Origin of the sequence: Amycolatopsis sp. NPDC102389 (assembly GCF_044765885.1) — a bacterium.
In the GTDB taxonomy this organism is placed as follows: Bacteria; Actinomycetota; Actinomycetes; order Mycobacteriales; family Pseudonocardiaceae; genus Amycolatopsis.
In genome coordinates, this window is record NZ_JBIWKX010000005.1 from 212264 (window position 1) to 235531 (window position 23268).

The window sequence follows — 23268 nt, forward strand, 5'->3', positions numbered from 1 at the left end:
AGGTCGTGACGCACTCGACGCTGATCCACTTCCGCGAGGCGGGTAATTGTCAGCGGGAGATGCGCCCGATCTGGTAGTCATCGGTGATGAGCGATGTGCCCACAGCGGCTGAGCTGGCGGACGAACTTCTCGACGTCCTAGCGACCGAGGATCCCTTGATGGCGACGTTCGACAACATTCCCGGGCACGATCACGAATTGCGGGACGTTTCGGCGGCGGGCGACGACCGGCTGCGGGAGCGGGCCGTCCGGATCGCCGGGCACGCCGCCCGGTCCACCGATCCGGACCGGATCACCGTCGGCGTCGTCACCCATCACGCGGAATCGATCATGACCAGGCTGGACGCGCGGCTGAGCGAGTTCGTCATCTGCGATCCGATGGTGTCCGAGGGAATCGGGGCGCTGGCCTGGCTTCCGCAGCTGGAGCCGTCGGGGGAGCAGGCGGAGGAGGACTATCTGGCCAGGCTGGCGGCGTTCCCGGCGTTCTTCGCGGCGCTGGCCGAACGGCACCGTGCGGGGGTCGCGGCGGGCCGGACCCCGGTGGAACGCGCGGTGCGCAACGCCGTCGACCATCTCGACCGGCTCCTGGCCGCCGAACCCCATCCGCTGCTCGTCCCACCGCTGACCGGCGACCGTGCCGCGCGACGGGAGCGGCTGTTCACCGAGCGGGTGCGACCGGCGATCGTCGCCTACCGCGAAGTGCTCGCCCGGGAGATCACCGGACGCGGCCGCCCCGACGCCCGGCCGGGTCTCTGCTGGCTGGACGGCGGCAAGGAGAATTACGCCGGCCTGGTCAAGACGCACACCACCACCGGGGTCTCACCGGAGGAACTGCACGAGACCGGCCTCGAACTCGGCCGGGCGCTGGACGAGGAGTACCGGCGGCTCGGCGCGGCCGTGTTCGGCGAGGATGACCCCGTCGCGGTCCGGCAGCTGCTGCGCACCGATCCGTCGCTGCGCTGGCGGGACGCGGACGAGATGATCACGACCGCGACGGAAGCGGTCGCGCGGGCCGCGGCCGCCGCGCCCGGCTGGTTCCACCGGGTGCCGTCGGCCGAATGCGTCGTGCGTGCCGTGCCGGAAGCCGACGGGCCCTCCGCCGCGCTGGGGTACTACATGCCGCCGTCTGCGGACGGCAGCCGTCCCGGCGTCTACTCCACCAACACCTACCGGGTGACCGAGCGGTTCCGGCTCACCGCCGAAGCGATCGCCTTCCACGAAGCCGTTCCAGGGCACCATTTCCAGGCCTGCGTGTCCTACGAGCTCGAAGATGTGCCGCGGTTGCGGAAGCTCGTCCCGCTCTCGGCGTTCGACGAGGGCTGGGCGCTCTACACCGAACGGCTGGCCGACGAGATGGGCTTGTACTCCGATGACGTGATGCGGCTGGGCATGGTCGCCGAAGACTCCCTGCGTGCCGCGCGGCTCGTTGTCGACACCGGATTGCACGCACTGGGCTGGAGCAGGCAACGATGCGTCGACTATCTCACCGACCATTGCGTGCTCAGCGACGTCGAAGTGCAATCCGAGACCGATAGGTACATCGAATGGCCCGGTCAGGCGCTGTCGTACATGACGGGCCGGCTGGAGATCCAGCGGTTGCGCGCCTTCGCCGAGGAACGGCTGGGCGAGGCGTTCGACATCCGGGATTTCCACGACGTGGTGCTGAGGAACGGGCAGGTGCCGTTGCCCGTGCTCGGCGACATCGTGCGGGAGTGGGTGACGGACACGCGGCGCCGGGAGTGACCCCGGCGCCGCGTGCCCGGGCTCAGTCGCGCTTCGCGAGCGTCGCGACTTCAGCGTCGGACAGTGGCCGGTCGTAGAGCCGGACGTCGTCCACCGCGCCGCGCAGGAAGTCGACCTGCTGACCGCCGTACTGGCCGCGGCCGATCACCGTGTGCCCGGTGCTCGGGGCGGCCGAGCAGGCGTTCTGCGAAGCGACCTTCTTGCCGTCGACGTACAGCGACAACGTGCCCGCCTTCGCGTCGCGAACGCCGGTCAGGTGGTACCAGCGGCCGACTTCCGGCTTTTCCGGGGACAGGGCGCGGAGGCCGACGAAGCTCATCGCCCACCGCTGGTCCTGCCCGGAGTACTGCAGGAAGAACGCGCTGTCGCGGCCGGTGTCCTGGCTGACGACGGTCTGGAACGCGCCGCTCGCCTCGTCCAGCTTCGCCCAAGCCGACACCGAGTAGCTGCCGGCCGTGTTGACGAGGTTGGCTCCGGTGTCGGCCTGCCCGTTGCCCGCGAAGGCCAGCGCGCCGCCCTCGATACCGCCAGCCCACTGCGCGTTGGCCAGCGTGGCGTGCGCGGTGCCGACCGAATCCTTGGCGCTGGATCCGGTGCCCTCGTCGAACTTGTACGCGTGCACGCCGTCGATCCCCGGGGTGCCGGGGCCGGGGTCGGGTGCGCCCGAGCCGCTGCCGTCGGCATTGCGGATGATCGCCTGGTTGACCGCGCGCACCTGCGCGAAGTCCATCTTCCTCACCTGCCTGTCGTAGGTGAAGAAGCCGTTGACCTCGTGCTCGACGTCGGTGATCTGCGTGTAGATCGAGCCGCTGATACCGCAGCTCTGCGCGGACGCGAGCACGTCGCGCTGGTTCTGGACGTAGCGGCTGTTCAGGGTCGCCTGGTCCTTCACCATCTCGTAGGCGTGGCCTTCGCCGAACCACATGTGGTCCTGGACCTCGAGCCCGTAGCCGCCGTGCTCGCCGTCGATCGAGATCCGCTTGGCGTCGGGCATCGGCTTCGCCGGGCCGGGGTAGGAGTGCCAGTCGAGGACGTCGCCCTTGCCCGAGTCGCCGAGCGAGTCGCAGCAGTTGACGCCGCTGTGCGCGTTGACCAGCCGGGTCGGGTCCTGGGCCTTGACGCTCTCGGCGACCTTCCCGGTCTCCTCGCGCGACCATTCCGCCCAGCCCTCGTTGAACGGCACATAGCCGACGATCGAGGTCCAGTTCTTCTTCTGCTCCACCAGTTCCTTCAGTTCGGCCTTGAACTGCTGCTGGGCGTCGACCGGCGGACGGCCACCGGTCCGCATCGACGGCATGTCCTGCCAGACGAGCAGGCCGAGCTTGTCGGCGTGGTGGTACCAGCGGTCGGGTTCGGTCTTGATGTGCTTGCGGACCGTGTTGAACCCGAGGACCTTGTGCTGTTCGAGGTCGAAACGCAGCGCCTGGTCGGTCGGCGCGGTGTAGATGCCGTCCGGCCAGTAGCCTTGGTCCAAAGTGGACTGAAGGAAGAGGATCTTGCCGTTGAGAGTGAAGCGGAGTTTGCCGTCGGCGCCCTTCGCGGTACCGAATTCGCGCATGCCGAAATAGGACGAAACCTTGTCCACCGTGCGGCGGCCGTCCTTCAGTTCGACGTCGAGGTCGTAGAGGAACGGCGAATCCGGCGACCAGAGTTTCGCCTGGGGCACCGGAAGCGAGATCGTCCCGGCCGCGGACGCCTTGCTGCGGCTGACCACCTTCCGGCCGTCGCGGACCACGGCCTCGACGGTCAGCCCGGAGTTCCCGCCGGTGTCGACGGTGAGCTTCAGCGTGGAAGACTTGAGGTCGGGGACCATACCGAGCGTGCCGACGTGCTTCGCCGCGACCGGTTCCATCCACACCGTCTGCCAGATGCCCGAGGCGCCTTCGTAGAAGATCCCGCGATCGGGCCGTAGCCGTTGCTTGCCGACCGGCTGCCAGGTCGCGTCGGCGCGGTCCTCGACACCGACGATGATCTCCTGCTCTCCCTTGGGTTTCAGCGCCGACGTGACGTCCGCGGAGAACGCGCCGTAGCCGCCCTGGTGCGCGGCCACCTCCTTGCCGTTGACGTAGACCTTCGCCTTGTAGTCGACCGCGCCGAAGTTGATCCGGAGGGTGTTGTCCTTGCCGACGTTCCAGTTCCTGGGCACGGTGAACGTGCGCCGGTACCACATGAAGTCCTCGTGCCGCTGGATCCCGGACAGCGCCGATTCGGTGGGGTAGGGGACCAGGATCTTCTCGGCGAGCTTCTCGCCGAAGGGCGGGACCTCGCCGGGTGCGGCGCCGGCGAACTCCCAGACCCCGTTGAGGTTCTGCCAGTTCTCGCGCACCAGCTGCGGCCGCGGGTACTCGGGCAACGCGTTGGTGGGCGACACCTGGTTCGTCCACGGGGTGGTCAGGCGTGGCTTGCCCATCTTCCAGCCGCTCTCCGCGGCCGTCGCGGCCCCCGACGTCAGTGCCAGGGCGGTTATGGCGACCACCGCGGCGGTCAGGGGCTTCCGGAAGCGTCTCGGCCTCCGGGGGCGTTGTGGTGACAACGTTGACAACATCTGCTCGACACCCTTCTCCGGGGGCGGCCGCCTCGGCGGAGGTGCGCCTCCCACTGGACCTGTGCAGGCGTGAAACCACGACCCCGTGGCCGGTGGGAACCGCTGTGAGTCGGGCCACGGCTGGCCGTCAGGATGTTTTTACATCGTTGATACAACGTTGTAAAGCGTCGAAGGCCTCGAATCGGTCCTCGGTGGAAGAGCTGTCCTGTGTCAGGAGCGGCGGGATTCCCGCAGCCACCGGTCGAGCTCGCGATAGTCGGCGCCGGTCAGGCCGCGCCGGGGATCGACGCGGTGCAGCAGGGCTGCTCCGGGGTGGTTGCCGGAGACCCACTCGCGATCGACGTCGGAAATCTCGTCGTCGATCCAGGCGAACGGGCGACCCCACGCGTGGTCCAGGAGGGGCCGGGTCTTCCAGTGCAGGCCGATGCGGGCGTCGAACTCGTCGGTGCCGGACGGCCCCGGCCAGTCCACGACCGGCAGGCGGGGTAGGCCGAGCCTTGGAGTGAGGGAGTCGTTGGCGTCGTGGAGCCAGGTCGTGGCCCAGACGAGTTCTCCGGGGAGTGCCTTCAACCGTGGCCCATGCGCGGGATCAAGCCTGCTGAGAAGCGGATTCTCGTCGTCTCGTGGCGAGGGTTCGAACAGTGGGTAGAAGGAAGGCTCCAGCCCGAAGGGAATGAGCGGGCCATCGACGTCGAGGTAGATCAGAGGGCTCGGTGCCACGGCGGCCACGGTATCGGTGCTTCGTTGACACGGTAATTGACCGACAAGTAACTTACTGGTGAGTCAGATCGAACGGAGGCGACGATGCCGGCCGAGGAGCGTTCGTGGTGGGGCTGGGGCACCACCGACGGCGAACTGTCCCAAGAGGAGTCCGACACGCTGGTCGCCCGCACCTCGGGTGTGCTGCCCGGGCACGACTTCACCGACCACGTCCCGCCGGACCCGTCGGATCTCGACCTCCCGGCGCCGCGGGTCCGCCCGCCCGGGGCGCTCGCCGCGTCGTGCAGTGACGTCCCGGCCGACCGGCTCTCCCACGCCCGCGGCAAGGCGTTCCGCGACGTCGTCCGCAACCTGCTCGGACAGCTCGGCCACGTCCCGGATCTGGTCGCCCGCCCGCGCACGGAACAGGACGTCGTCGACCTCCTGGACTGGTGCACGGCCTCCGGCACCCCGCTGATTCCTTACGGTGGCGGCAGTTCCGTGGTCGGCGGGGTGGAACCGCGGTTCGACGGCCCGGCGATCTCGATGGATCTGGCGGGCCTCGGCGAGGTGCTCGAAGTGGACACGGTCAGCCGCGCGGCCCGGATCCAGGCCGGGATCTTCGGACCGGCGCTGGAAGACCGGCTTCGTCCGCTGGGGCTGACCCTGCGGCATTTCCCGCAGTCGTTCGCCCATTCGACGCTCGGCGGCTGGCTCGCCACCCGCGCGGGTGGCCATTTCGCCACCCTGGCCACGCATATCGACGATCTCACCGAATCGCTGCGCGTCGTCACACCTGCCGGGATCAGCGAATCGCGGCGTCTGCCGGGATCGGGCGCCGGTCCCTCGCCGGACCGGATGTTCCTCGGCTCCGAGGGCACGCTCGGCGTGATCACCGAAGCCTGGATGCGCCTGCAGGACCGGCCGGTGTGGCAGGTGACCGCGTCCGTCGCGTTCGAACGGCAGGAAGACGCGGTCGCGGCGACCCGCGCGATCGCGCAGTCCGGGCTGTACCCGTCGAACTGCCGTCTGCTCGACCCGGCGGAGGCGTTCATCAACGCGGGCGCGAGTGTGGGCGGCGGCCTCCTGCTGGTGGCGTTCGAATCCGCCGATCACCCGGTCGACACCTGGCTCGACCGCGCGCTCGAACTGGCCGCCGGCCACGGCGGTGTCGTGAAAGCCAGGCGCGGCAAGGATTCCGCCGGTCAGGACAGCGCGTCGACGTGGCGATCGTCCTTCCTGCGGATGCCGTATCAACGCGACGCGCTGGCCCGCCGGTCGCTGATCGTCGAGACCTTCGAAACCGCGTGCACGTGGGACGGCTTCCCGGAGTTCCACGACGCGATCACCTCGGCGGCCCGCGCCGCGATCGACGAGGTGTGCGGCGGCGCCGGCGTCGTCACCTGCCGCTTCAGTCACGTCTATCCGGACGGTCCGGCGCCCTACTACGGGATCTACGCCGCCGGGCGCTGGGGGAGCACGGTCGCCCAATGGGACGAGATCAAGGCCGCCGTCTCGGAGGCGATCGCTGGCCACGGCGGCACGATCACCCATCATCACGCCGTCGGCCGCGACCACCGGCCCTGGTACGACCGGCAGCGTCCCGGCCCGTTCGCCGCCGCGATCACCGCCGCCAAAGCCGCGCTCGACCCGGCGGGGATCCTCAATCCCGGGGTGCTGATCGGCTGACCGGTGGGCGGACGAACTCGGTCAGCAGCGCGGTGAACCGCATGGCCGCCAACGACAGCGTCCGTCCCGCCATGGTCTGCACCTGGGCTTCGCGTTTGCGGAAGACCGCGTTGTCGAGCAGCACGTAGGCGACCCCTTCGGTGGCCGCGTCCTGCTCGATGTCACCCAGCCCGCCGACCAGGGCGATCCCGCCGCCGCAGCGGACGAACTCGTACTTCGGGCTCAGTTCGTTGCACTCCAGCACCGGATGCGCCGTGAGGTTCTCGATCCTGGCGGCGATGTCGAACAGGTCGCGCAGGCTCTGTCCCGGCTCGGGGAGCGCGAGCGGGTGCTCGCACAGCTCGGCGAGCCCGACGGAACCGCGACTGGTCAGCGGATGGCCGAGCGGGACGATCGCGTACACCGGTACGACGACCGCGCTCTCGACGCGTACACCGTGCTGAGGCCCGGTCGCGAACGTGACGGCGACGTCGGCCGCGCCGTCGAGCACCCGGCGCGTCGCTTCCTCCCTGGTCACGACGTCGATGTGGAATGTGACGTCGTGGTCGCGCCGGAAGGCCGCGATCGCCTGCGGGACCACCCGGCGCGCGAATCCCTCGGAGCAGGCGACCGTCAAGGACCGGGCGTTCAGCCCGCGGCCGGTGCGGAGTTCGTCGACGAGAACGGCGGATTCGGTCTCACTGCGCCGGACGTGGTCGAGCAGCCGGGTCCCGGCCTCGGTCGGCACCATGCCGCGCGGATGCCGGACGAACAACGGAACCCCGATCCCCGCCTCGAGTTTGGCGATCTGACGGCTGATCGCCGAGGGCGCCACCGTCAGTTCCGTCGCCGCCTCGGACACCGAGCCGGTGCGGGCGACTTCGAGGAAGTACGTCAACGCGATCGGCAGTAGCCGCATCAGAACCCCGCAGGTTTGCCGAAATGAGAACACGGAGCACGGTAATCGGCAATGGTCAGGGTGCGCAAACCGACTTACGCTCCTCTGCGACACTTGACGAGCGAACCGGGAGACGACGCGGTGATTCCTGCAGAACTGGTCTCGAAAGCCCACGAGCACGTCGACTCGGGAGCGTTCTTCGCCGAACTCGCCGACCTCGTCAGGTATCCGACCGTGAGCGATCACCCGAGCGGTCGCGTTGCTATCAAGGCATACCTGGACGAGGTGTTGTCCCCGGCGCTGACCGCGCTCGGCTGTTCCGTGGAGACGTATCCGAACTCCGACCCGGACGGCGGGCCGTTCCTGATCGGCACCCGCGTCGAGCGCCCGGAGCTGCCGACCCTGCTGTGCTACGGCCACGCGGACGTCGTCGACGGGCACGAAGGCCGGTGGAGCGAGGGCCGGGACCCGTGGACGCTGACCGCCGACGGCGAGCGCTGGTACGGCCGCGGTTCGGCGGACAACAAGGGGCAGCACCTGATCAACCTGACCGCGCTCAGGCTGCTCCTCGCCGAAACGGGTTCGCTCGGCTTCAACCTCAAGTTCCTTTTCGAGACGGGGGAGGAGATCGGCTCGCCAGGACTCGACGAATTCGTTGCGGCGCACCGGGAGGCACTGAGCGCCGACGTCCTCATCGCGTCCGACGGCCCGCGCCTGGACGCGGCGACGCCGACGCTCTTCCTTGGCGCGCGGGGCAGTGTCCGGATCGCTCTCGACGTCGACCTCCGCCCCGATGCCTACCATTCGGGGAACTGGGGCGGCGTCCTGCGCAATCCCGCCACCACCCTCGCCGGGGCGATCGCCTGTCTTGTCGACGGGCACGGCCGTGTCCGAGTACCGGCGCTTCTGCCGCCCGAACTCCCGGACAGCGTCCGCGAGGCGCTCGCCGGACTCGAGATCGGGAACAAACCGGGAGATCCGGCGCTGGACGCGGACTGGGGCGACACCGGGCTGACCGCGGCCGAGCGACTGTACGGCTGGAACACCCTGGAAGTGCTTTCACTCGGCGCGGCGGACATCGACCGGCCGGTCAACGCCATCCCCGGCCGCGCCCGCGCGATGCTGCAACTGCGTTACGTCGCGGGCACCGACGTCGACGGAGTGGGCGAGGCGATCACAAAACACCTCGCCGGCCACGGTTTCCCGATGGTCGACGTCACCGCCGAGGGCAGTTTCCTCGCCAGCCGTACGCCCGTGGACGACCCGTGGGTCACCTGGGCGAAGGGCGTCCTCGACGAGGTTTCCGACCGGCCGGTGGCGATTCTGCCGAGCTTCGGCGGGGGACTGCCGAACCACGTGTTCACCGATCTGCTTGGCCTCCCGACGCTGTGGCTGCCGCACTCCTATCCCGGCTGCCTGCAACACGCGCCCGACGAACACCTGCTCGCGCCGATCGCCCGTGAGGGACTCGCCCTCGCCGTGGCGCTGTTCCACGCGCTCGGACGGCGCGGGGAGGCGGCGCGATGAGCGACCGGACGATGGCCAAGCCGCGGACGCGCTCGTCCACGCGGCGCGCGATCGCCGCGGCGACCATCGGCAACGCGCTCGAATGGTTCGACCTCGGCGTGTACGCGCTCATGGCGGCGTACATCGGCAAGACCTTCTTCCCCGGCGGGAACGCGGCCGTCCAGCTGGTCCAGGCGTACGCGGTCTTCGGCATCACGTTCCTCGTACGCCCGCTCGGCGGTCTGGTGCTCGGCGCCTACGCCGATCGGTTCGGCCGCAAGAAGGCGCTGGTGCTGACCATCTGGCTGATGGTCGCCGGGACGTTCCTGCTGGCGGTGATGCCGAGCTACGCGACGATCGGTTTCCTCGCACCGGTCGGCGTGATCGTCGCGCGGCTGATCCAGGGATTCGCCGCGGGCGGGGAATTCGGGGCGGCCACGTCGTTCCTGATCGAACAGGACGATCGCCGCAAGGGCTTCCTCGGCAGTTTCCAGTTCGCCAGCCAGGGCTTCGCGACACTGATGTCCGCCGGGTTCGCCGCCGGGCTGACCGCATCGCTGAGCGCCGACGCGATGACGTCGTGGGGCTGGCGGATCCCGTTCGTCTTCGGGCTGCTCGTCGGCCCGGTCGGCTACTACATCCGGCGTCACGTCGACGAACCCGAGGCCGCGAAGGAGGAATCACCGAAATCCACGCCGGTCCGGACGCTGTTCCGGTTCCAGTGGGGTGGCCTGCTGATCGCCGGGGGAACGCTGATCGTCTCGACCTCGCTGAACTTCATCCTGCAGTCACTGCCGACGTTCGCGATCAAGAACCTCGGCCTGGACGACTCGCTGTCGTTCGTCGCCCTGATGATCACCGCCGCCATTTTGACCGTCGTGACGCCGATCGTGGGGCTGCTGACCGACCGGCACGGCCGCGTCAGGATCATGATCGGGGCCGCGGCGGCGATCGGGGCCGGCGTGGTGCCGCTGTATCTGTGGGTCACGACCTCGCCGTCGTTCCTGACCCTCACGGTCGTGATGACGATCCTGGGATTGTTGAAGGCCACCTACTTCGGCGCGCTTCCTTCGGTGATGGCGGACGTCTTCCCGGCGCACACCAGGGCGACCGGGCTTTCGTTCGCCTACAACGCGACCGTCGGGATCTTCGGCGGATTCACACCGACCATCGCGACCGCGATGATCGCCGCCACCGGATCGCCGGTTTCGCCTGGTTATTACCTTTTGGTGACCGCGTCGCTCAGTATTGTCGCCCTGGTCGCGGCGAATCGGCGGCGCGGGATTCGCTGAGCGTCGGTGGTGCGGGACTCCGTCTCGGGACGCTTTCTCGCCGTGATCAGGTACCGAAAGCCGTTGGATGGCTGGGGTATTCCGCGCCATCATGCGACGGACAGCCGTATCTCGGTGTCGCGACACAGGACTATCAGCGGGTGACAAGGGTGTGTGCCAAGCCGGGATCGGTGTCGGGCCGGGGAATGAGGCTGTTGGGTTGGCCCGGCCTGCTTGACGCGGTGTCCGGGCGATGCCGAGGGGCCGTCGACGGTGGTGGCGAAACTTGGTGGGGGCGGCTCGTTAACTGGGTGATCTTCCTGGGGATCTGGTTGTGGCTGTTGTGGCTGCGGCGGGATGTGGCGCGGCGGATGGCTGCTGGGACGCTGCCGAGTCAGCAGCAACAACCGCAGTAGGGCTGGCCTTTGGGCATGCCGAGGGGCCCGTCGCCGGTGGTGGTCGGCGGGCTCCTCGGGTTCAGCGGTGGATTGTGTTGCGGCGTGGTTGTTGTAACGGATCCAGGTATTGGGGTGGGATGAATTCGGGTCGGCCGTTGGTGATCTGGACTTTCCAGCCGGATTGTCCGTGGATGACCATGTGGTGGTAGCGGCAGAGCAGGCAGAGGTTGTTCAGGTCGGTGTCGCCGAGTTGACCCCAGGGCAAAATATGGTGGGCTTCGCAGTGTTTGGGTTTTCGGTGACAGCCGGGGAAGGCGCAGCCGTGGTCTCGGAGGTTCAGGGCCCGGCGTTGTGCTGGGGTGACGCTGCGGGCGGCGCGGCCGATGTCGAGGGGTTCGCTCTCGGAGCCGAGGACCGCGGGGATGATTTTGGCGTCGCAGGCGAGCATTCGGGCGTGGCGTGCGGTGATCTGGGAGACTCCGTCGACGCAGGCTGACCCGAGCCCGGTGGTCAGGGTTTCCAGTGGGATGGTGACCACGACGGTGGTCCGATCCCCGGACAACGTGGGGGCCTTGTCGTTGGTCATCGCGTAGTGGATCGCGTCGAACAAGGCGTCCCCATGGCGTTCGCCTGGGGTGCGGGGATCACGGTTGCCGTCGTCGTCGACGGGTCTTCGTTGTCCCCAGGTGTCGAACAGTGCGTTGACGCGGGCCCCGAATTCCGGGTCCAGTAAGCCATTGAGTCGCCACCAGCCGTCATCCCGTTTGCGCAGATACACCTCGCGCGACGGTGGTTTCAGGTCCTCGTCTTTCGGTTCGTTCCCGTCGGGATCCATATGCGCCAAGAGTTCGGCGCCGACGTTGGTGATCTGTTGTGGTCCGGCGTGGCGAGCGAGGTTCACCAGGATCTGTTCCGCGCCGGTCCGGTCTTCGGCGGACACGTCGGCGGGGATTTTCTTCAGCACGGCGAGGATCGGGTCGAGTTGCTGGTGGCCGAGGTCGCCTTCCGCAGCAGCGGTACCGGCGATGGGGGCGAAAGCGGGCGCGGGGGTGCCGTCGAGGTTGCGGCTTTCGTTCAGTGCCAATGCCCGCGTCACGGTGCCGCTGGCTTCTTTGGGGCTGATACGGGCGGTCTCGGCGAACCAGCCCGCCGTCGAACCATGCCCGAACAGTTCCATCGGGCCCCGGGACTCGATCTCGACCAGGAACTGCCCGACCTCCGCCAACGCCTGGCGTGCCACCGACAACCGCTCGACCACGCCGTGCGCGAGCTCCCGTGCACCGGCACGCCACAGCTCGTGTGGCGGTTCGAGGATGCGTTGGCTGGACACCCGGCAAGAATACCAGCATTCGAACAGGTGTGCGAATGCGAAACTGTTTCAACTCGGGCTCGAATCGTCGGTGGGCTGGCTGGAAATAATGATTGTGCTATGTGGAGAAAGGGTGTTCCGTAACGGTGGCGGGAGAATTATTCGCCGTTGGTCGCGCAGTGGCGGGCTGATCGGCCGCGGAAGCGTCCGAAGGAACGCAAGAACGAAGGGATCGCTGAAGAAGTGGTCGTCGACGTGGATCGCGTGTGGCCGCACGACTGACCCGTCCTGCTGAGCCCCATCAGTCGCGGGCCGCGGATACCCGGCGTGACTTACTTCGGCTACGGTCCTTTCATGGATCTTGTGCGCCGTATCGACCGCGCCGCGGGTGAGTTCTTGCTGTTCGCTCTGACCCCGCCGCGCCTGGCCACCGCTCACGAACGCGTTCAGGAGATCGCCGACGCCACCATGGCTCGCTTGCGCCCCTTGAATCTCGACGGCCTGATCCTCTACGACATCGACGACGAAGTGGCTCGGAACCCGGCGCGGCGCCCGTTTCCGTTCTCGCCGACCCTCGATCCCGCGAACTATCTCGCGAACAACTTCTCGAGTTGGCGGACCCCGGTCATCGTCTACCGGGCGGTCGGGAAGTACGCGCCGTCGGAGCTGCGGTCATGGTTGGCGGCCCAGGATCCGGCGCGCGTGATGACGGTTCTCGTCGGCGCCGCGTCGAGCAAGGTCGACGCCATGACCTCACTCGCGGATGCGCAAGCACTGCGGCGTGACGCCAACCCCGGTTTGCCGCTCGGCGGCGTCGCGATCCCGGAACGTCACAGCCGGCGGGACGATGAGCATCTGCGCCTGCTGGCGAAACAGGACGCCGGTTGCCGATTCTTCGTGACTCAGGTGGTTTACGACGTCAACGCGGCGAAGAACCTCGTCTCCGATTACCACTACGAATGCGTCGCGCGCGGACGAGCGCCCGTTCCGATCGTCTTCACCTTCTCGGTCTGCGGATCGCTGAAAACACTCGACTTTCTGCGGTGGCTGGGCGTCGACGTGCCGCGGTGGATAGAGAACGACCTCAGGCACGCGGCCGACACCCTCGAAGCGTCGTATCAGGTGGCCGTCACGGCGGCTACCGAGCTGATGACCTACTGCCGCAGCCTGGGCGTTCCGTTCGGCATCAACGTCGAAAGCGTGTCGATCAGGCGGGAAGAGATCGAGGCGTCGGTGCGGCTCGCCGAACGACTTCGGGCGGAGATCAAGGGCTGAAGTCGCGAGCCTCGATGTCGAGCTCCCGCAGCAGATAACGCTGCAGCTTCCCGCTCGCGTTGCGCGGCAACGCCTCGATGAACCGCACGCGCCGCGGGTACTTGTACGGCGCCGCGGTCGCCTTCGCGTGATCCTGCAGTGCTTTCACGAGATCCGTGCAGGGCGCGGCGCCGGGCCGGGGGACGACGAACGCCGTCACGACCGAACCTCGATCCGGATCGGGCGTGCCGATCACGGCGCATTCGTCCACGTCCGGATGGGTCAGCAGGACCTCCTCGACCTCCGGGGCGGCGATGTTGTAGCCCGACGAGATGATCATGTCGTCGCTGCGTGCGACGAACCGGAAGTAGCCGTCGGCGTCGCGTACGTAGGTGTCGCCGGTGAAGTTCCAGCCACCGCGGACGTAGTCCTGCTGGCGCGGGTCTTCGAGGTAGCGGCAGCCGGTGGGGCCGCGTACCGCCAGGAACCCGGGCGTGCCGTCCGGCACGGGCGAGCCGTCGATGTCGAGGACGGCCGCCTGATAGCCGGGGACGACCTTGCCGGTCGCGCCGGGCCGCGCGTCGTCGTCGGCGGCGGAGATGAACACGTGCAGCATTTCGGTGCTGCCGAGCCCGTCGATGAGCGGCCGTCCGACGATCTCCCGGTACTGCTCGGCCACGGGAGCGGGAAGTGACTCGCCCGCGGAGACGGCCCGGCGCACTCCGGCCAGCAGTCGTCCGTCGCCGGCGTTCAGGATCGCGCGGTACGCGGTCGGGGCGGTGAAAAGGACGGTGACGCCCTTCTCGGCGACGGCGGCGGCGAGTTCCGCCGGGGTGGCGCGTTCGACGAGCAGCGTCGCCGCTCCCGCGCGCAAGGGGAAGATCAGCAGGCCGCCGAGGCCGAAGGTGAAGGCCAGCGGTGGTGTGCCGCAGAAGAGGTCGTCGGCCGTCGGGCGCACGACGTGCCGGGAGAACGTGTCGGCGATCGCGAGCAGGTCGCGATGGAAGTGCATCGTCGCTTTCGGGGAGCCCGTCGTGCCGGAGGTGAAGGCCAGCAGGGCGACGTCGTCGGCCGCGGTCGGGACGTCGGCGAACGTCGCCGGATGCCGTTCCGCGCGGGCGGCGAGTTCAGTTCCGTAGGACACGACGGGCAGGCCGGGCGGGAGTTCGTCCAGCAGGCGTTCGTCGCAGACGGCGAGCGCGGGCTTCGCGCGGGCGACGATCTTGTCGAGTTCGGCCCGCCGGAGCATCGGCATGGTCGTGACGGCCACCGCACCCACCTTGAGCACGGCCAGCCACGCCGTCGCGAGCCACGGTGTATTGGTTCCCCGCAGCAGCACGCGATCGCCGGGGACCACGCCGAATTCGGTGGCCAGGACATGGGCGACGCGGTTGGCACGCGCCAGGACTTCGCCGTATGTCCACGTTTCGGTGGGAGAAAGCAGACAGGGCCGGTCCGGTCCGAGCCGCGCGACGGTGTCGTCGAGCAACGCGGTCGCGGCGTTCAGCCTGTCGGGATAGCGGAGTTCCGGCAGGGCGAAGACGAACTCCGGCCACTGATCGGCGGGAGGCAGCCGGTCGCGGCAGAACGGGTCGACGTGCGCGCTGGGAGAAAGCCTCATCGTCGCCGCTCCTCGGTCCGGCCGTGCCCCCTCCCGCGAAGGTAGCACTTGTTACGACCGTCGAGAAGACGCGATGAAGCTCAGTCCACGACGTCGGCCACGGCTCGCGCCAGGGTGGTCCGCACGGTCGCGGGGTCGTCGAGGTTCCCGCCGTGAAGCGCGCCGTCGCGGAGGAGGACGAGGGTGCGGGCGGCGTGGTCGGAATCGGGGTGACCCGCGTCGCGCACCAGATCGCGAAGCACGCCGAAGAACCAGTTCCGGTGGTCGTCGATGACCTGCCGGACCTGGTGTGCGGGATCGGGATACTCGGCGGCGGCGTTGAGGAATTGACACCCGCGGAAGTCGTCGTCGAGTGTCCGGTCGCCGACGATGCCCAGCGCGGCGAGCAGCGCTTCGCGAGCGGGCTTCCCTTGCGTCGCCGCGCCGACGCCCGCACGGATGCGTTCGCTCGTGGTGCTCAGGTAGGCGGCGACGAGGTCGTCCTTGGTGGGGTAGTGGCGGTAGAACGTCGCCCTGGTCACGGCCGCTTCGGAGACCAGACGCTCCACGCCGACGGCATGGATGCCCTCGGCGTAGAAGAGCCGCGACGCTGTCTCGAGCAGCCGGATCTTCGGGTGGACGTCCCGGTCGACAGTCGGCATCTCTCAACCTTAGAGAAAGAACGGTCATTCCACCAGGTCGCCTTCGTCACGTTGCGGAAGGCCTCTGAGGTCAGCATGGTTGAGGGAGAAAGACCGATCATTCTCCCAAGCTTGAAGGAGCCCGCCATGAGCAACCAGAAGCCCACCATCGTCCTGGTCCACGGTGCTTTCGCCGACTCGTCCAGCTGGAACGGCGTCGTTCCGAAGTTGCGTGAGCAGGGCTACCGCGTGCTGGCGGCGTCGAACCCGCTGCGCGGCATCGAGTCCGATGCGGACTACGTCGCCGACGTCGTCAGCGGGGTGGACGGTCCCGTGGTGCTGGCCGGGCATTCCTATGGCGGCGTGGTGATCAGCCGTGCGGCCACTGCCGCGCCGAACGTCAAGGCGCTCGTCTACATCGCCGCCTTCCAGCCGGAGGCGGGGGAGAGCGTGTTCGAGCTGTCCGGCCGGTTCGAGGGCGGAAAGCTCGGCCCGGACACCACGAACGTCCTGGCCGCGCAAGGAGAGCTGTCGATCAAGCCCGAGAACTTCTCGGACGTGTTCGCGGCCGACGTCCCCGCGGAGACCGCCGACGTCATGGCGGTCACCCAGCGTCCGGTCACCGAGCGTGCGCTCGCCACCCCGTTCGACGGTGAGCCGGCGTGGAAGAACCTGTCGTCGTGGGCCCTGATCGCCGAGCAGGACCACGCGATCCCCGCCGCCGCGCAGGCGTTCATGGCCGAGCGCGCCGGTTCTGAGGTCACGAGGGTCGATGCTTCGCACGCCGTCTCGGTCTCGCGGCCGGACGTCGTCGCGGAGGTCATCCTCGCTGCGGCTGCCAAGGTCGCTTGACAGGTGAAACCCTCCCCGGAGAGACTGCTAAAACGTTTTGGCAGTCTCTCCGGGGGAGAACCGCATGAAGGTCTTGGTGCTCGATTCGAGCCCGCGTCGTGAAGGCAACTCCTGGGCGCTCGCGCAGGCGCTCGCCAAGGGAGCGGAGGAAGCCGGGCACACGGTCGATTTCGTCCGTCTCTCCGATTTCGTCGAGTCGCCGTTGGGGGACTGTCGTGACTGCCGGTTGAGTGATCGGTCCTGCGGCATCGGCGACGGCTACGAGCGCCTGCTGTTCGAGCATGTGCTCCCGGCGGACGCGGTCGTCTACGCGACACCACTGCACTGGTACGGCATGACCGGGCGGCTCAAATCCTTCTTCGACCGGCTTTTCTGTTACACCTCCGGCAGTTCGCCGCACACCGCCGAGGTCGTGCCGGGGCTGATGAACAAGCGCGCCGCGGTGCTGATCTCCTGCGAGGAGAGCTATCGCGGCGCGACGCTCGGCCTCGAGGCCCAGTTCCAGGAACTGACCCGGTACTTGCGTCAGGACCTGGCCGGGATCGTGATCGGCGTCGGCAACAGCCGGGGCGAGGTGGAGCGCGATCCCGCCCGGCCCTTGGAGGCGGCGGCGGACCTCGGCCGTAGGCTGGGCGACGCCCATGTCACCGACTATCGGCTGGACACCGACCGGCCGAACCGCGTCTGGGGACCGCCCGTGGAGGCCTGAGTGTCGCCGACCATCCGTGACGTCGCCGCCGCCGCGGGGGTCTCGATCACCACCGTCTCCCATGTGCTCAGCGGGCAAGGCCGGATCTCCGAGGACACCCGGCAGCGCGTCGCGAGGGCGGCGGCCGACCTCGGCTACCAGGCGAGTGTGCACGCACAGCAGCTGGTCACCCGGCGCAGCCGCACCTTGGCGATCCAGCTCGCGAATTCGGTCGACGCGAGCAGCGCCTGCGCGCTCGTGCCCAATTCGGACTACTTCCTCGAAGTGCTCAACGGGGCGGCCGAGGCCGCGTCGAAACGGTCGTACGCCTTGCTTCTGGCCCCGATGGACGCCGATCTCGACCGGCTCAACGCCTTCGCCGTCGACGGCGCGATCCTGGTGGATCCGCGCGGGGACGAACCCTTCTTCGCGACCGGCTGGTGCCGTGACCGGCCTCTGGTGACCGTCGGACGGCCGATGGCGGCGCCGTGCCCGGTGCCGGTGGTCGTCGACAACGACCTGGTCGCGGCCGCCCGGTTGATGCTGGATCACTTGGCGGACAACGGTTACGAGCGGCCGGCCATGATCACCACCGACACCCGCCGGTCCTACGCGGCGGATCTGGTCGCGGGCTACACCGGCTGGATGGACGACCGGGGGCTGGAGCCGGTGGTGGTCGAGATCGACGAGCCGCCGACCACCGAAGGCACGGCGGAGGCGCTGGGCAGGCTGCTCGACCGGCGCGTCTGCCCGGACGCCGTCTTCACGACATCGGAGAACCTGGCCCTCGGGGTCCTCCACGAGGCCCGCCGCCGGCGGCTCGCGGTACCCGGCGAGCTCGGGATCTGCAGTGCGGTCGACAGCGGTTCGCTTCGGCTCGTTTCGCCACAGGTGACCGGGATGTTCGTGCATCCCCGTGAAGTGGGCGGCCGCGCGGCCACGGCGTTGATGGACCTCGTCGAGGGCGCGGCCGCGGACGGCGAGCCGCACCGGATCGAGGTTCCGGTGCGGCTCAACGCGCGGGCGTCCACCGCCAGGCTCACCAGGTGACGGGCAGCTCCCGCACCGTGTAGAACACCGCGTTCTCGTCGAACGACAGCTTTTCCAGTGGTATGGCCGATTTCAGGGTCGGTATGCGCCGGAAGAGCGTGCCGTAGACGACCTCGAGTTCCACCCTGGCCAGTGGCGCGCCGAGGCAGACATGCCTGCCGTGGCCGAAGGCGACATGGTGGCGGGCCTTGCGCCGGACGTCGATGGTGTCCGGCTCGGGAAAGGCCGCCGGATCCCGGTTGGCCGTGCTCTTCACCGCGATGATGCCCTCGCCGGCGCGGATGAGCGTGCCGCCGATCTCCAGGTCCTCCCGCGCGACGCGGCGCGCCTCGGTGTGGGTGATGGACAGGTAGCGCAGGAGTTCCTCCACCGCGCCGGGGGCGTCGGCCCGGACCAGGTCGAGCTGGTCCGGGTTCGCCAGGAGCGCGGCCGTGCCCAAGGCGATCATGCTCGCGGTGGTGTCGTGTCCGGCCACCAGAAGGAGCTGGCCCAGCGTGGCGATCTCACGCGGGGTCATCGCGCCTGTCCGGAACTGCTTGACGGCCAGTGTGCTGAGCAGGTCTTCGCCGGGCTCGGTGCTTTTGCGGACCACCAGCCGTTCCAGGTAGGCGTTCAGCTCCTCACTGGCGGCTATGGCCTGTCCGGGATCGGCCTCGTCCATGACGAGGGTGCGGGCCACTTCCCGGAAGAAACCACGGTCGGCGTAGGGCACGCCGAGCAGTTCGCAGATCACCTGCGTGGGCACCGGCACCGCGAACGCCGCCACCAGATCCACCGGCTTGGGACCGCCGAGCATCCCGTCGACGAGGTCGTCGACGATCCGCTGGATCCGGGGCCGCAGGGCCGCCATCTTCTCGACCGTGAATTCCGGAGTCAGCAGCCGTCGCCGAGCGGTGTGCTCCGGCGCGTCCATCTGCATCAACGTCTTCATCGTCGTGTCGCGGGCCTTGCTCACCGCGTTGGTGTGCGGGAAAGCGGGCCACGTGGCGTCGACACTGACCCGCGGATCGGCCAAGATCGCCCGCACGTCCTCGTACCGGGTGATCAGCCACGGTGTGCCGCCGTCCCAAAGCTTCACCTGCGACACCGGATCCTCTTCGGCTCGCCGCGTCAGTTCCGGTGCCGGGTCGAAGGGGCAGCCCGCCGCGCGCGCCATGGGGAATCGCCGGTCGTCCACGGTTTCTCCTTGCTGTCGAGTGCTTGGTGCTCGCAGCATGCCGGTGCGGGAGACCCCGGTAATCGGACAAATCAGACGTGAAGTGCGTCACATTTCGATCAGGAGCTTCGGCACACCGCGACCGGCGCGCCCCCGCCGTCGTCCTCGGTGGTCGCGATGAAGCCGAAAGTCGTCGTCCCGCCGGCGGGCAGTACCGCGTTCCAGTCCACTTCGGACACTCGCACCCGGTCGCCGTCCTGTACCAGGGAACCGTTCCACAGATTGGCGATGCGGGTCCCGGGCGGCAGCGTCCAGCTGACCTCCCAGCCGGTGAGCCGGGTGTCCTGGGCGTTCCGCACCGACACGCGGATCTCCGAGCCGCCGGGCCAGCGGTTGGCGATCTCGTAGCGCGCTTCGCACACCGGTTTCGCGGCCGAAGGCACCGGTGCCGCCACCGGAGCGGCAGCGCCGGGCGGGTCGCCGTCGAAGAGCAGGATCCCCGCCAGGACACCGCCCGCCACCACCACACCGCCCGCGATGGCGATCGGCAATCGCGATCGGCGGGCCGGCGCGGGAAGCCGTTTGGTGCCCGCCAGGATCGCCGGGCGGCCGTCGGCGACGGCGGCGAGCATCCGCTCGGCCTCGGCCATGTCGGGCCGCTCCGCGGGATCGCGCCGGAGCAGTCGCAGCAGGACGTCCGTGAGCGGGCCGGTGGATCGCGGCGCGATGATCTCACCGCGGGCGACCCGTTTGAGGAGCGCGATCTGGTTGCCGTCGGTGCCGAACGGCGGCGCGCCCTCCAGGACGGTGTACAGCGTGGAGCCGAGCGAGAACACGTCCGACGGGTAGCCGGGTTCCTCGCCGTCGGCGACTTCGGGGGAGAGATACGCGGGAGTGCCGACGACGAGTCCGTCGCCGGTCATCGTCCCTTCGCCCGTGGCGTGGGACAGGCCGAAGTCGGCGATCTTCGCCTGCCCGTCGCCGGTGATCAGGATGTTGTTGGGCGTGACGTCGCGGTGCAGGATGCCGTCCTCGTGGGCGGCGGCCAGCGCGGAAGCGATCTGAGCGCCGAGCTCCGCGACACGGCCCGCGGGGAGCGGGCCGTCGTCCGCGAGGAGTTCCGTCAGCGGCCGCGACGGCAGGTATTCCATGACCAGGAAGGGGATTCCGTCCTGCTCCACGACGTCGTACACGGTGACGGCGTGCGGATGCTTGAGCCGGGCGGCGACCCTGGCCTCCCGCATCGCGCGCACGATCGACCGGAACGGCGCGTCGCCCGGCGAAGTGTCCGGCAGCAGTTGCTTGAGTGCCACCGTGCGGTCGAGCCGCTCGTCCCGCGCCCGCCACACCACGCCCATCGAGCCCCGGCCGACCTCGTGCTCCAGCCGGTAACGTCCGGCAATGACGGCATCCCGGTTCACAGGCGCAACTGTATCCGTTAGGAGAGCGGGACCTCCTCGACCGGCGCCCCGGCGGCCGCGAGCCAGGCTTCGGCGAGCAGGCGGTGTCCCAGCGGGCTGGGGTGGACGCCGTCCGGGGCCAGCGTCGCCGCCCCGTGCTCGGCCGCCGCGCGGGGCATGAACAGATCCGCGCGGATCAGCCGCGCGCCGAACTCGGTCGCCACGTCGATCGCGGTTTCGATGCGGGGTGCCAGGTCCGCGACCCAGTCCTGCTGTTCCGGCTCCACCGGCAGCAGGAACGGCGTGATCACGTACAACTCGGCCGGGAGGTGCTCCCGCGCACCGGCCAGCAGCCGCGAGTAGGCGGCACGGAACTTCCCGATCGGGCTCGACAGGCCGCGATCGAAGGTCCGCCAAGTGTCGTTGATGCCGATCTTCACCGTCAGCACCGTGGGGCGCGCCGCGAGGACGTCGGTGGCCCACCGGGCTTCGAGGTCGTAGATCCGGTTGCCGTTGATTCCCCGGTTGACCACTTCCGGTCCGTTGCCGAGGAGGTCCGCGATCTGCCGGACGTAACCCTTGCCCAGCGACGCGGGATCGGTGCGGTCACGGCTGGAATCGGTGATGGAGTCGCCGGCGAACAGCAGCCTGTCGGCTTCGGTGAACCTCACGCGCCCGCCTCGATCAGCTTCCGCAGCGAGTCGGCCTCGCCGGGGATCAAGTCCGGGTCGTTGTCCGGGACGAACTCCAGCAGCGCGTCGAGCGGCCGCCCGGCCTTCGCGAGCAGGCCGAACGCGCGCGTCCAGAGTTCGGTCCGGAAGGCCAGCGGATGCCGCTCGTTGCTGGGCCACCACGAGAAGACGTGCACCGCGCGAACCTGGTCGAGCACCAGCTCCAGCCCCGCCAGCGCCTGCTCGTCGGGCAGGTCCTGCGGAGGTTGCCAGTAGGTGCCGAGGTTGTCGCGGCCGACCTCTTCGAGCAACCGCACGGTCGATTCGGCGGTGTCGGTCAGCGTCCCGCCGTGGAACTCCAGCGCGACTTCGAGACCGTGCTCGTTCGCGACGTCGGCGGCCTCGCGGAGACCGGCGACGATCTGCTCGCGCTCGTACGAGTCGACGTCTTCGGAGCCCGCTTTGCCCGCCCACACCCGGACCCGTGAGGCGCCGAGCCGGACCGCGGTGGCGGCGATGTCACCGAACTTCCCGGCCTCCATCGGGGTCGCGCGGAAGTAGGAGCCGTAGGAGTCGCAGGTCAGCCCATGCCGTGCCATGGCCTCGAACGCGCGCTCGGCCGCCCAGTCGTCACCCGGGCGCACATGGACGTCGGCGCCCCACTCGATCACCTGAAGCCCCGCTTTCTCGGCGCGAGAGGCCACTTCGTCGGCGTCCAGCCGTCGCAACGTCACCGAACACAGTCCCGGGCGGATCATTTTCCCTCCAACGGTCGAGTACTTTCCCGCAGCACGACCTCGCCGGTGATCGGCTTGACGCGGGGACTGTCCGCGCGGTGGTCGAGGATGAAGTCGAGGGCCTGTTCGCCCATGCGCTCGATCGGCACACGCACAGTCGACAGCGAAGGCCTTATGTCGCGCAAGGTGATAATGTCGTCGAAGCCGGCGATCGCGATCTGCGCGGGCACCTGCAGCCCGCGGTCGCGGCAGGCGGCCATCGCGCCGACGGCCATCACATCGTTGACCGCGAAAACGCAGCCACGGAACCCGTTCTCGATCGCTCGCACCATCGCCGCGTAACCACCGTCGCGGGTGAACTCCGCGCGCAGCACCTGGTTGTCGGGCAACGGGATACCGTGCCGGGTGAGTCCGTCACGGAAGCCGAGGACACGATCCCGTGACGTCAGCAGGCCGGATGGCCCGGCGAGTACGAGGAAGTCCCGATGCCCGAGCGCGGCGAGGTTCTCGGCCAGAGCCGCCGCTCCGGCCCGATTCTCCAGCATGACGGTGTCGAACGGCAGTTTCCGCTGACCGATCACCACGACCTGACCGTCGGCGGCCTCGAACGCCTTGAGTTCCTTGGTCAGATTCCGTTGCAGGGCACTGTCTTCGTTACGCGACCCGGCGAGGATGACCGCTCGCGCCCGTTGCCCGCGCAACGTCGTGACGTATTCGAGTTCCTTCTCCGGATGGTTCTCCGTGCTCGCGATGGTGACCGTCAGCCCGTGCCGGGCGGCCACGCGCATCACGCCGGACGCGATCGAGGAGAAGTACGGGTCGACGATGTCGTGCACCAGCAGCCCGACGACGTTGCCGCGGCCGCGGGCCATCGCCTGCGCGGGCAAGTTCGCCGTGTACTGCAAGCGTTCCGCGGCCCGCAGCACCGACTCGCGCAGTGCGCCGCTGACCTGTCTGGTCCCGCCGTTGAGCGCCCTCGACGCCGTCGCGAGCGACACTCCGGCCTCGCGGGCGACGTCGGCCAGGGTGGCCGAACCCGCGGCGCGCTGCGCCATGCTTCCTCCTCGGTGGTGCGGTGGGGGGGCGCCCCCCGGGGGGGGGGGGCCGCGGGGGGCCCGGCGGTATTTGAGCGCCCCCCCCTCGGGGCCGGGGGGCCGGGGCGGGCGGGGGGGGGGGGGGGTGG

General features: G+C 69.1%; 19 protein-coding genes and 1 pseudogene. 9 read left to right on the top strand and 11 right to left on the bottom strand.

From position 1 onward, the window contains the following. Positions 1–86 precede the first annotated feature (86 nt). Positions 87–1742: a DUF885 domain-containing protein gene (locus ACIRGA_RS07460; protein WP_400937712.1), complete on the top strand. Its 1656-nt coding sequence runs from the start codon at positions 87–89 to the stop codon at positions 1740–1742. 22 nt (positions 1743–1764) lie between these two features. On the opposite strand, the gene ACIRGA_RS07465 is transcribed toward ACIRGA_RS07460, so the two are convergent. Further along, complete coding sequence (locus tag ACIRGA_RS07465; protein WP_400937714.1) at positions 1765–4218, bottom strand: LamG-like jellyroll fold domain-containing protein; 2454 nt, start codon at positions 4216–4218, stop codon at positions 1765–1767. 279 nt (positions 4219–4497) lie between these two features. Further along, entirely contained in the window at positions 4498–5007 is a 510-nt protein-coding gene (locus tag ACIRGA_RS07470) for a hypothetical protein (protein WP_400937716.1), read from the bottom strand. A gap of 84 nt (positions 5008–5091) precedes the next feature. Between ACIRGA_RS07470 and ACIRGA_RS07475 the strand changes: the two genes are divergently transcribed. Further along, complete coding sequence (locus tag ACIRGA_RS07475) at positions 5092–6675, top strand: FAD-binding oxidoreductase (protein ID WP_400937717.1); 1584 nt, start codon at positions 5092–5094, stop codon at positions 6673–6675. Here the strand turns inward: ACIRGA_RS07475 and ACIRGA_RS07480 are convergent. After that, complete coding sequence (locus tag ACIRGA_RS07480; protein WP_400937718.1) at positions 6650–7573, bottom strand: LysR family transcriptional regulator; 924 nt, start codon at positions 7571–7573, stop codon at positions 6650–6652. The genes ACIRGA_RS07475 and ACIRGA_RS07480 overlap by 26 nt on opposite strands. Positions 7574–7693: 120 nt before the next feature. Between ACIRGA_RS07480 and ACIRGA_RS07485 the strand changes: the two genes are divergently transcribed. The 3 genes and pseudogenes from ACIRGA_RS07485 to ACIRGA_RS07495 all read left to right on the top strand — a co-directional run. Further along, complete coding sequence (locus ACIRGA_RS07485; protein WP_400937758.1) at positions 7694–9079, top strand: M20 family metallopeptidase; 1386 nt, start codon at positions 7694–7696, stop codon at positions 9077–9079. Beyond that, positions 9076–10350, top strand: a complete 1275-nt coding sequence (locus ACIRGA_RS07490; protein ID WP_400937719.1) for an MFS transporter — start codon at positions 9076–9078, stop codon at positions 10348–10350. Before ACIRGA_RS07485 ends, ACIRGA_RS07490 begins: the two co-directional genes overlap by 4 nt. A 290-nt stretch (positions 10351–10640) precedes the next feature. Beyond that, positions 10641–10745 (top strand): annotated as a pseudogene (locus ACIRGA_RS07495) (DUF4233 domain-containing protein); the annotation flags it as partial. A gap of 61 nt (positions 10746–10806) precedes the next feature. Here the strand turns inward: ACIRGA_RS07495 and ACIRGA_RS07500 are convergent. Beyond that, on the bottom strand, positions 10807–12057 hold the full coding sequence (locus ACIRGA_RS07500) for a DUF222 domain-containing protein (protein WP_400937721.1): 1251 nt from the start codon (positions 12055–12057) through the stop codon (positions 10807–10809). A gap of 306 nt (positions 12058–12363) precedes the next feature. Here ACIRGA_RS07500 and ACIRGA_RS07505 point away from each other — a divergent pair, with 306 nt between their 5' ends. Continuing rightward, entirely contained in the window at positions 12364–13311 is a 948-nt protein-coding gene (locus ACIRGA_RS07505) for a methylenetetrahydrofolate reductase (protein WP_400937724.1), read from the top strand. Here ACIRGA_RS07505 and ACIRGA_RS07510 read toward each other — a convergent pair. Together ACIRGA_RS07510 and ACIRGA_RS07515 are read right to left on the bottom strand one after the other, a co-directional pair. Next, positions 13301–14911, bottom strand: coding sequence for an AMP-binding protein (locus tag ACIRGA_RS07510; RefSeq protein ID WP_400937726.1), 1611 nt, complete (start codon positions 14909–14911; stop codon positions 13301–13303). The genes ACIRGA_RS07505 and ACIRGA_RS07510 overlap by 11 nt on opposite strands. Positions 14912–14991: 80 nt before the next feature. Beyond that, the gene (locus tag ACIRGA_RS07515) at positions 14992–15552 is read right to left on the bottom strand and encodes a TetR/AcrR family transcriptional regulator (protein WP_400937729.1); all 561 of its coding nucleotides are present in this window, start codon (positions 15550–15552) and stop codon (positions 14992–14994) included. 126 nt (positions 15553–15678) lie between these two features. Here ACIRGA_RS07515 and ACIRGA_RS07520 point away from each other — a divergent pair, with 126 nt between their 5' ends. The 3 genes from ACIRGA_RS07520 to ACIRGA_RS07530 all read left to right on the top strand — a co-directional run bounded on the left by ACIRGA_RS07520 (position 15679) and on the right by ACIRGA_RS07530 (position 18121). Further along, complete coding sequence (locus tag ACIRGA_RS07520) at positions 15679–16383, top strand: alpha/beta fold hydrolase (RefSeq protein ID WP_400937731.1); 705 nt, start codon at positions 15679–15681, stop codon at positions 16381–16383. 64 nt (positions 16384–16447) lie between these two features. Then, positions 16448–17092 (top strand): flavodoxin family protein, encoded by a 645-nt coding sequence (locus ACIRGA_RS07525; RefSeq protein ID WP_400937733.1) that lies wholly within the window; start codon positions 16448–16450, stop codon positions 17090–17092. Further along, entirely contained in the window at positions 17093–18121 is a 1029-nt protein-coding gene (locus ACIRGA_RS07530) for a LacI family DNA-binding transcriptional regulator (RefSeq protein ID WP_400937735.1), read from the top strand. Here the strand turns inward: ACIRGA_RS07530 and ACIRGA_RS07535 are convergent. Genes ACIRGA_RS07535 through ACIRGA_RS07555 form a run of 5 tightly spaced genes read right to left on the bottom strand, consistent with a single transcriptional unit; the run spans position 18111 to position 23140 of the window. Beyond that, positions 18111–19337: a cytochrome P450 gene (locus ACIRGA_RS07535; protein WP_400937738.1), complete on the bottom strand. Its 1227-nt coding sequence runs from the start codon at positions 19335–19337 to the stop codon at positions 18111–18113. The genes ACIRGA_RS07530 and ACIRGA_RS07535 overlap by 11 nt on opposite strands. Before the next feature lie 59 nt (positions 19338–19396). Then, positions 19397–20698 (bottom strand): protein kinase, encoded by a 1302-nt coding sequence (locus tag ACIRGA_RS07540; RefSeq protein ID WP_400937740.1) that lies wholly within the window; start codon positions 20696–20698, stop codon positions 19397–19399. A gap of 17 nt (positions 20699–20715) precedes the next feature. After that, the gene (locus ACIRGA_RS07545; protein WP_400937743.1) at positions 20716–21348 is read right to left on the bottom strand and encodes an SGNH/GDSL hydrolase family protein; all 633 of its coding nucleotides are present in this window, start codon (positions 21346–21348) and stop codon (positions 20716–20718) included. Next, positions 21345–22106, bottom strand: coding sequence for a sugar phosphate isomerase/epimerase family protein (locus ACIRGA_RS07550; protein WP_400937745.1), 762 nt, complete (start codon positions 22104–22106; stop codon positions 21345–21347). The genes ACIRGA_RS07545 and ACIRGA_RS07550 overlap by 4 nt, the downstream gene beginning before the upstream one ends. Next, positions 22103–23140: a LacI family DNA-binding transcriptional regulator gene (locus ACIRGA_RS07555; protein WP_400937748.1), complete on the bottom strand. Its 1038-nt coding sequence runs from the start codon at positions 23138–23140 to the stop codon at positions 22103–22105. Before ACIRGA_RS07555 ends, ACIRGA_RS07550 begins: the two co-directional genes overlap by 4 nt. Positions 23141–23268 lie beyond the last annotated feature (128 nt).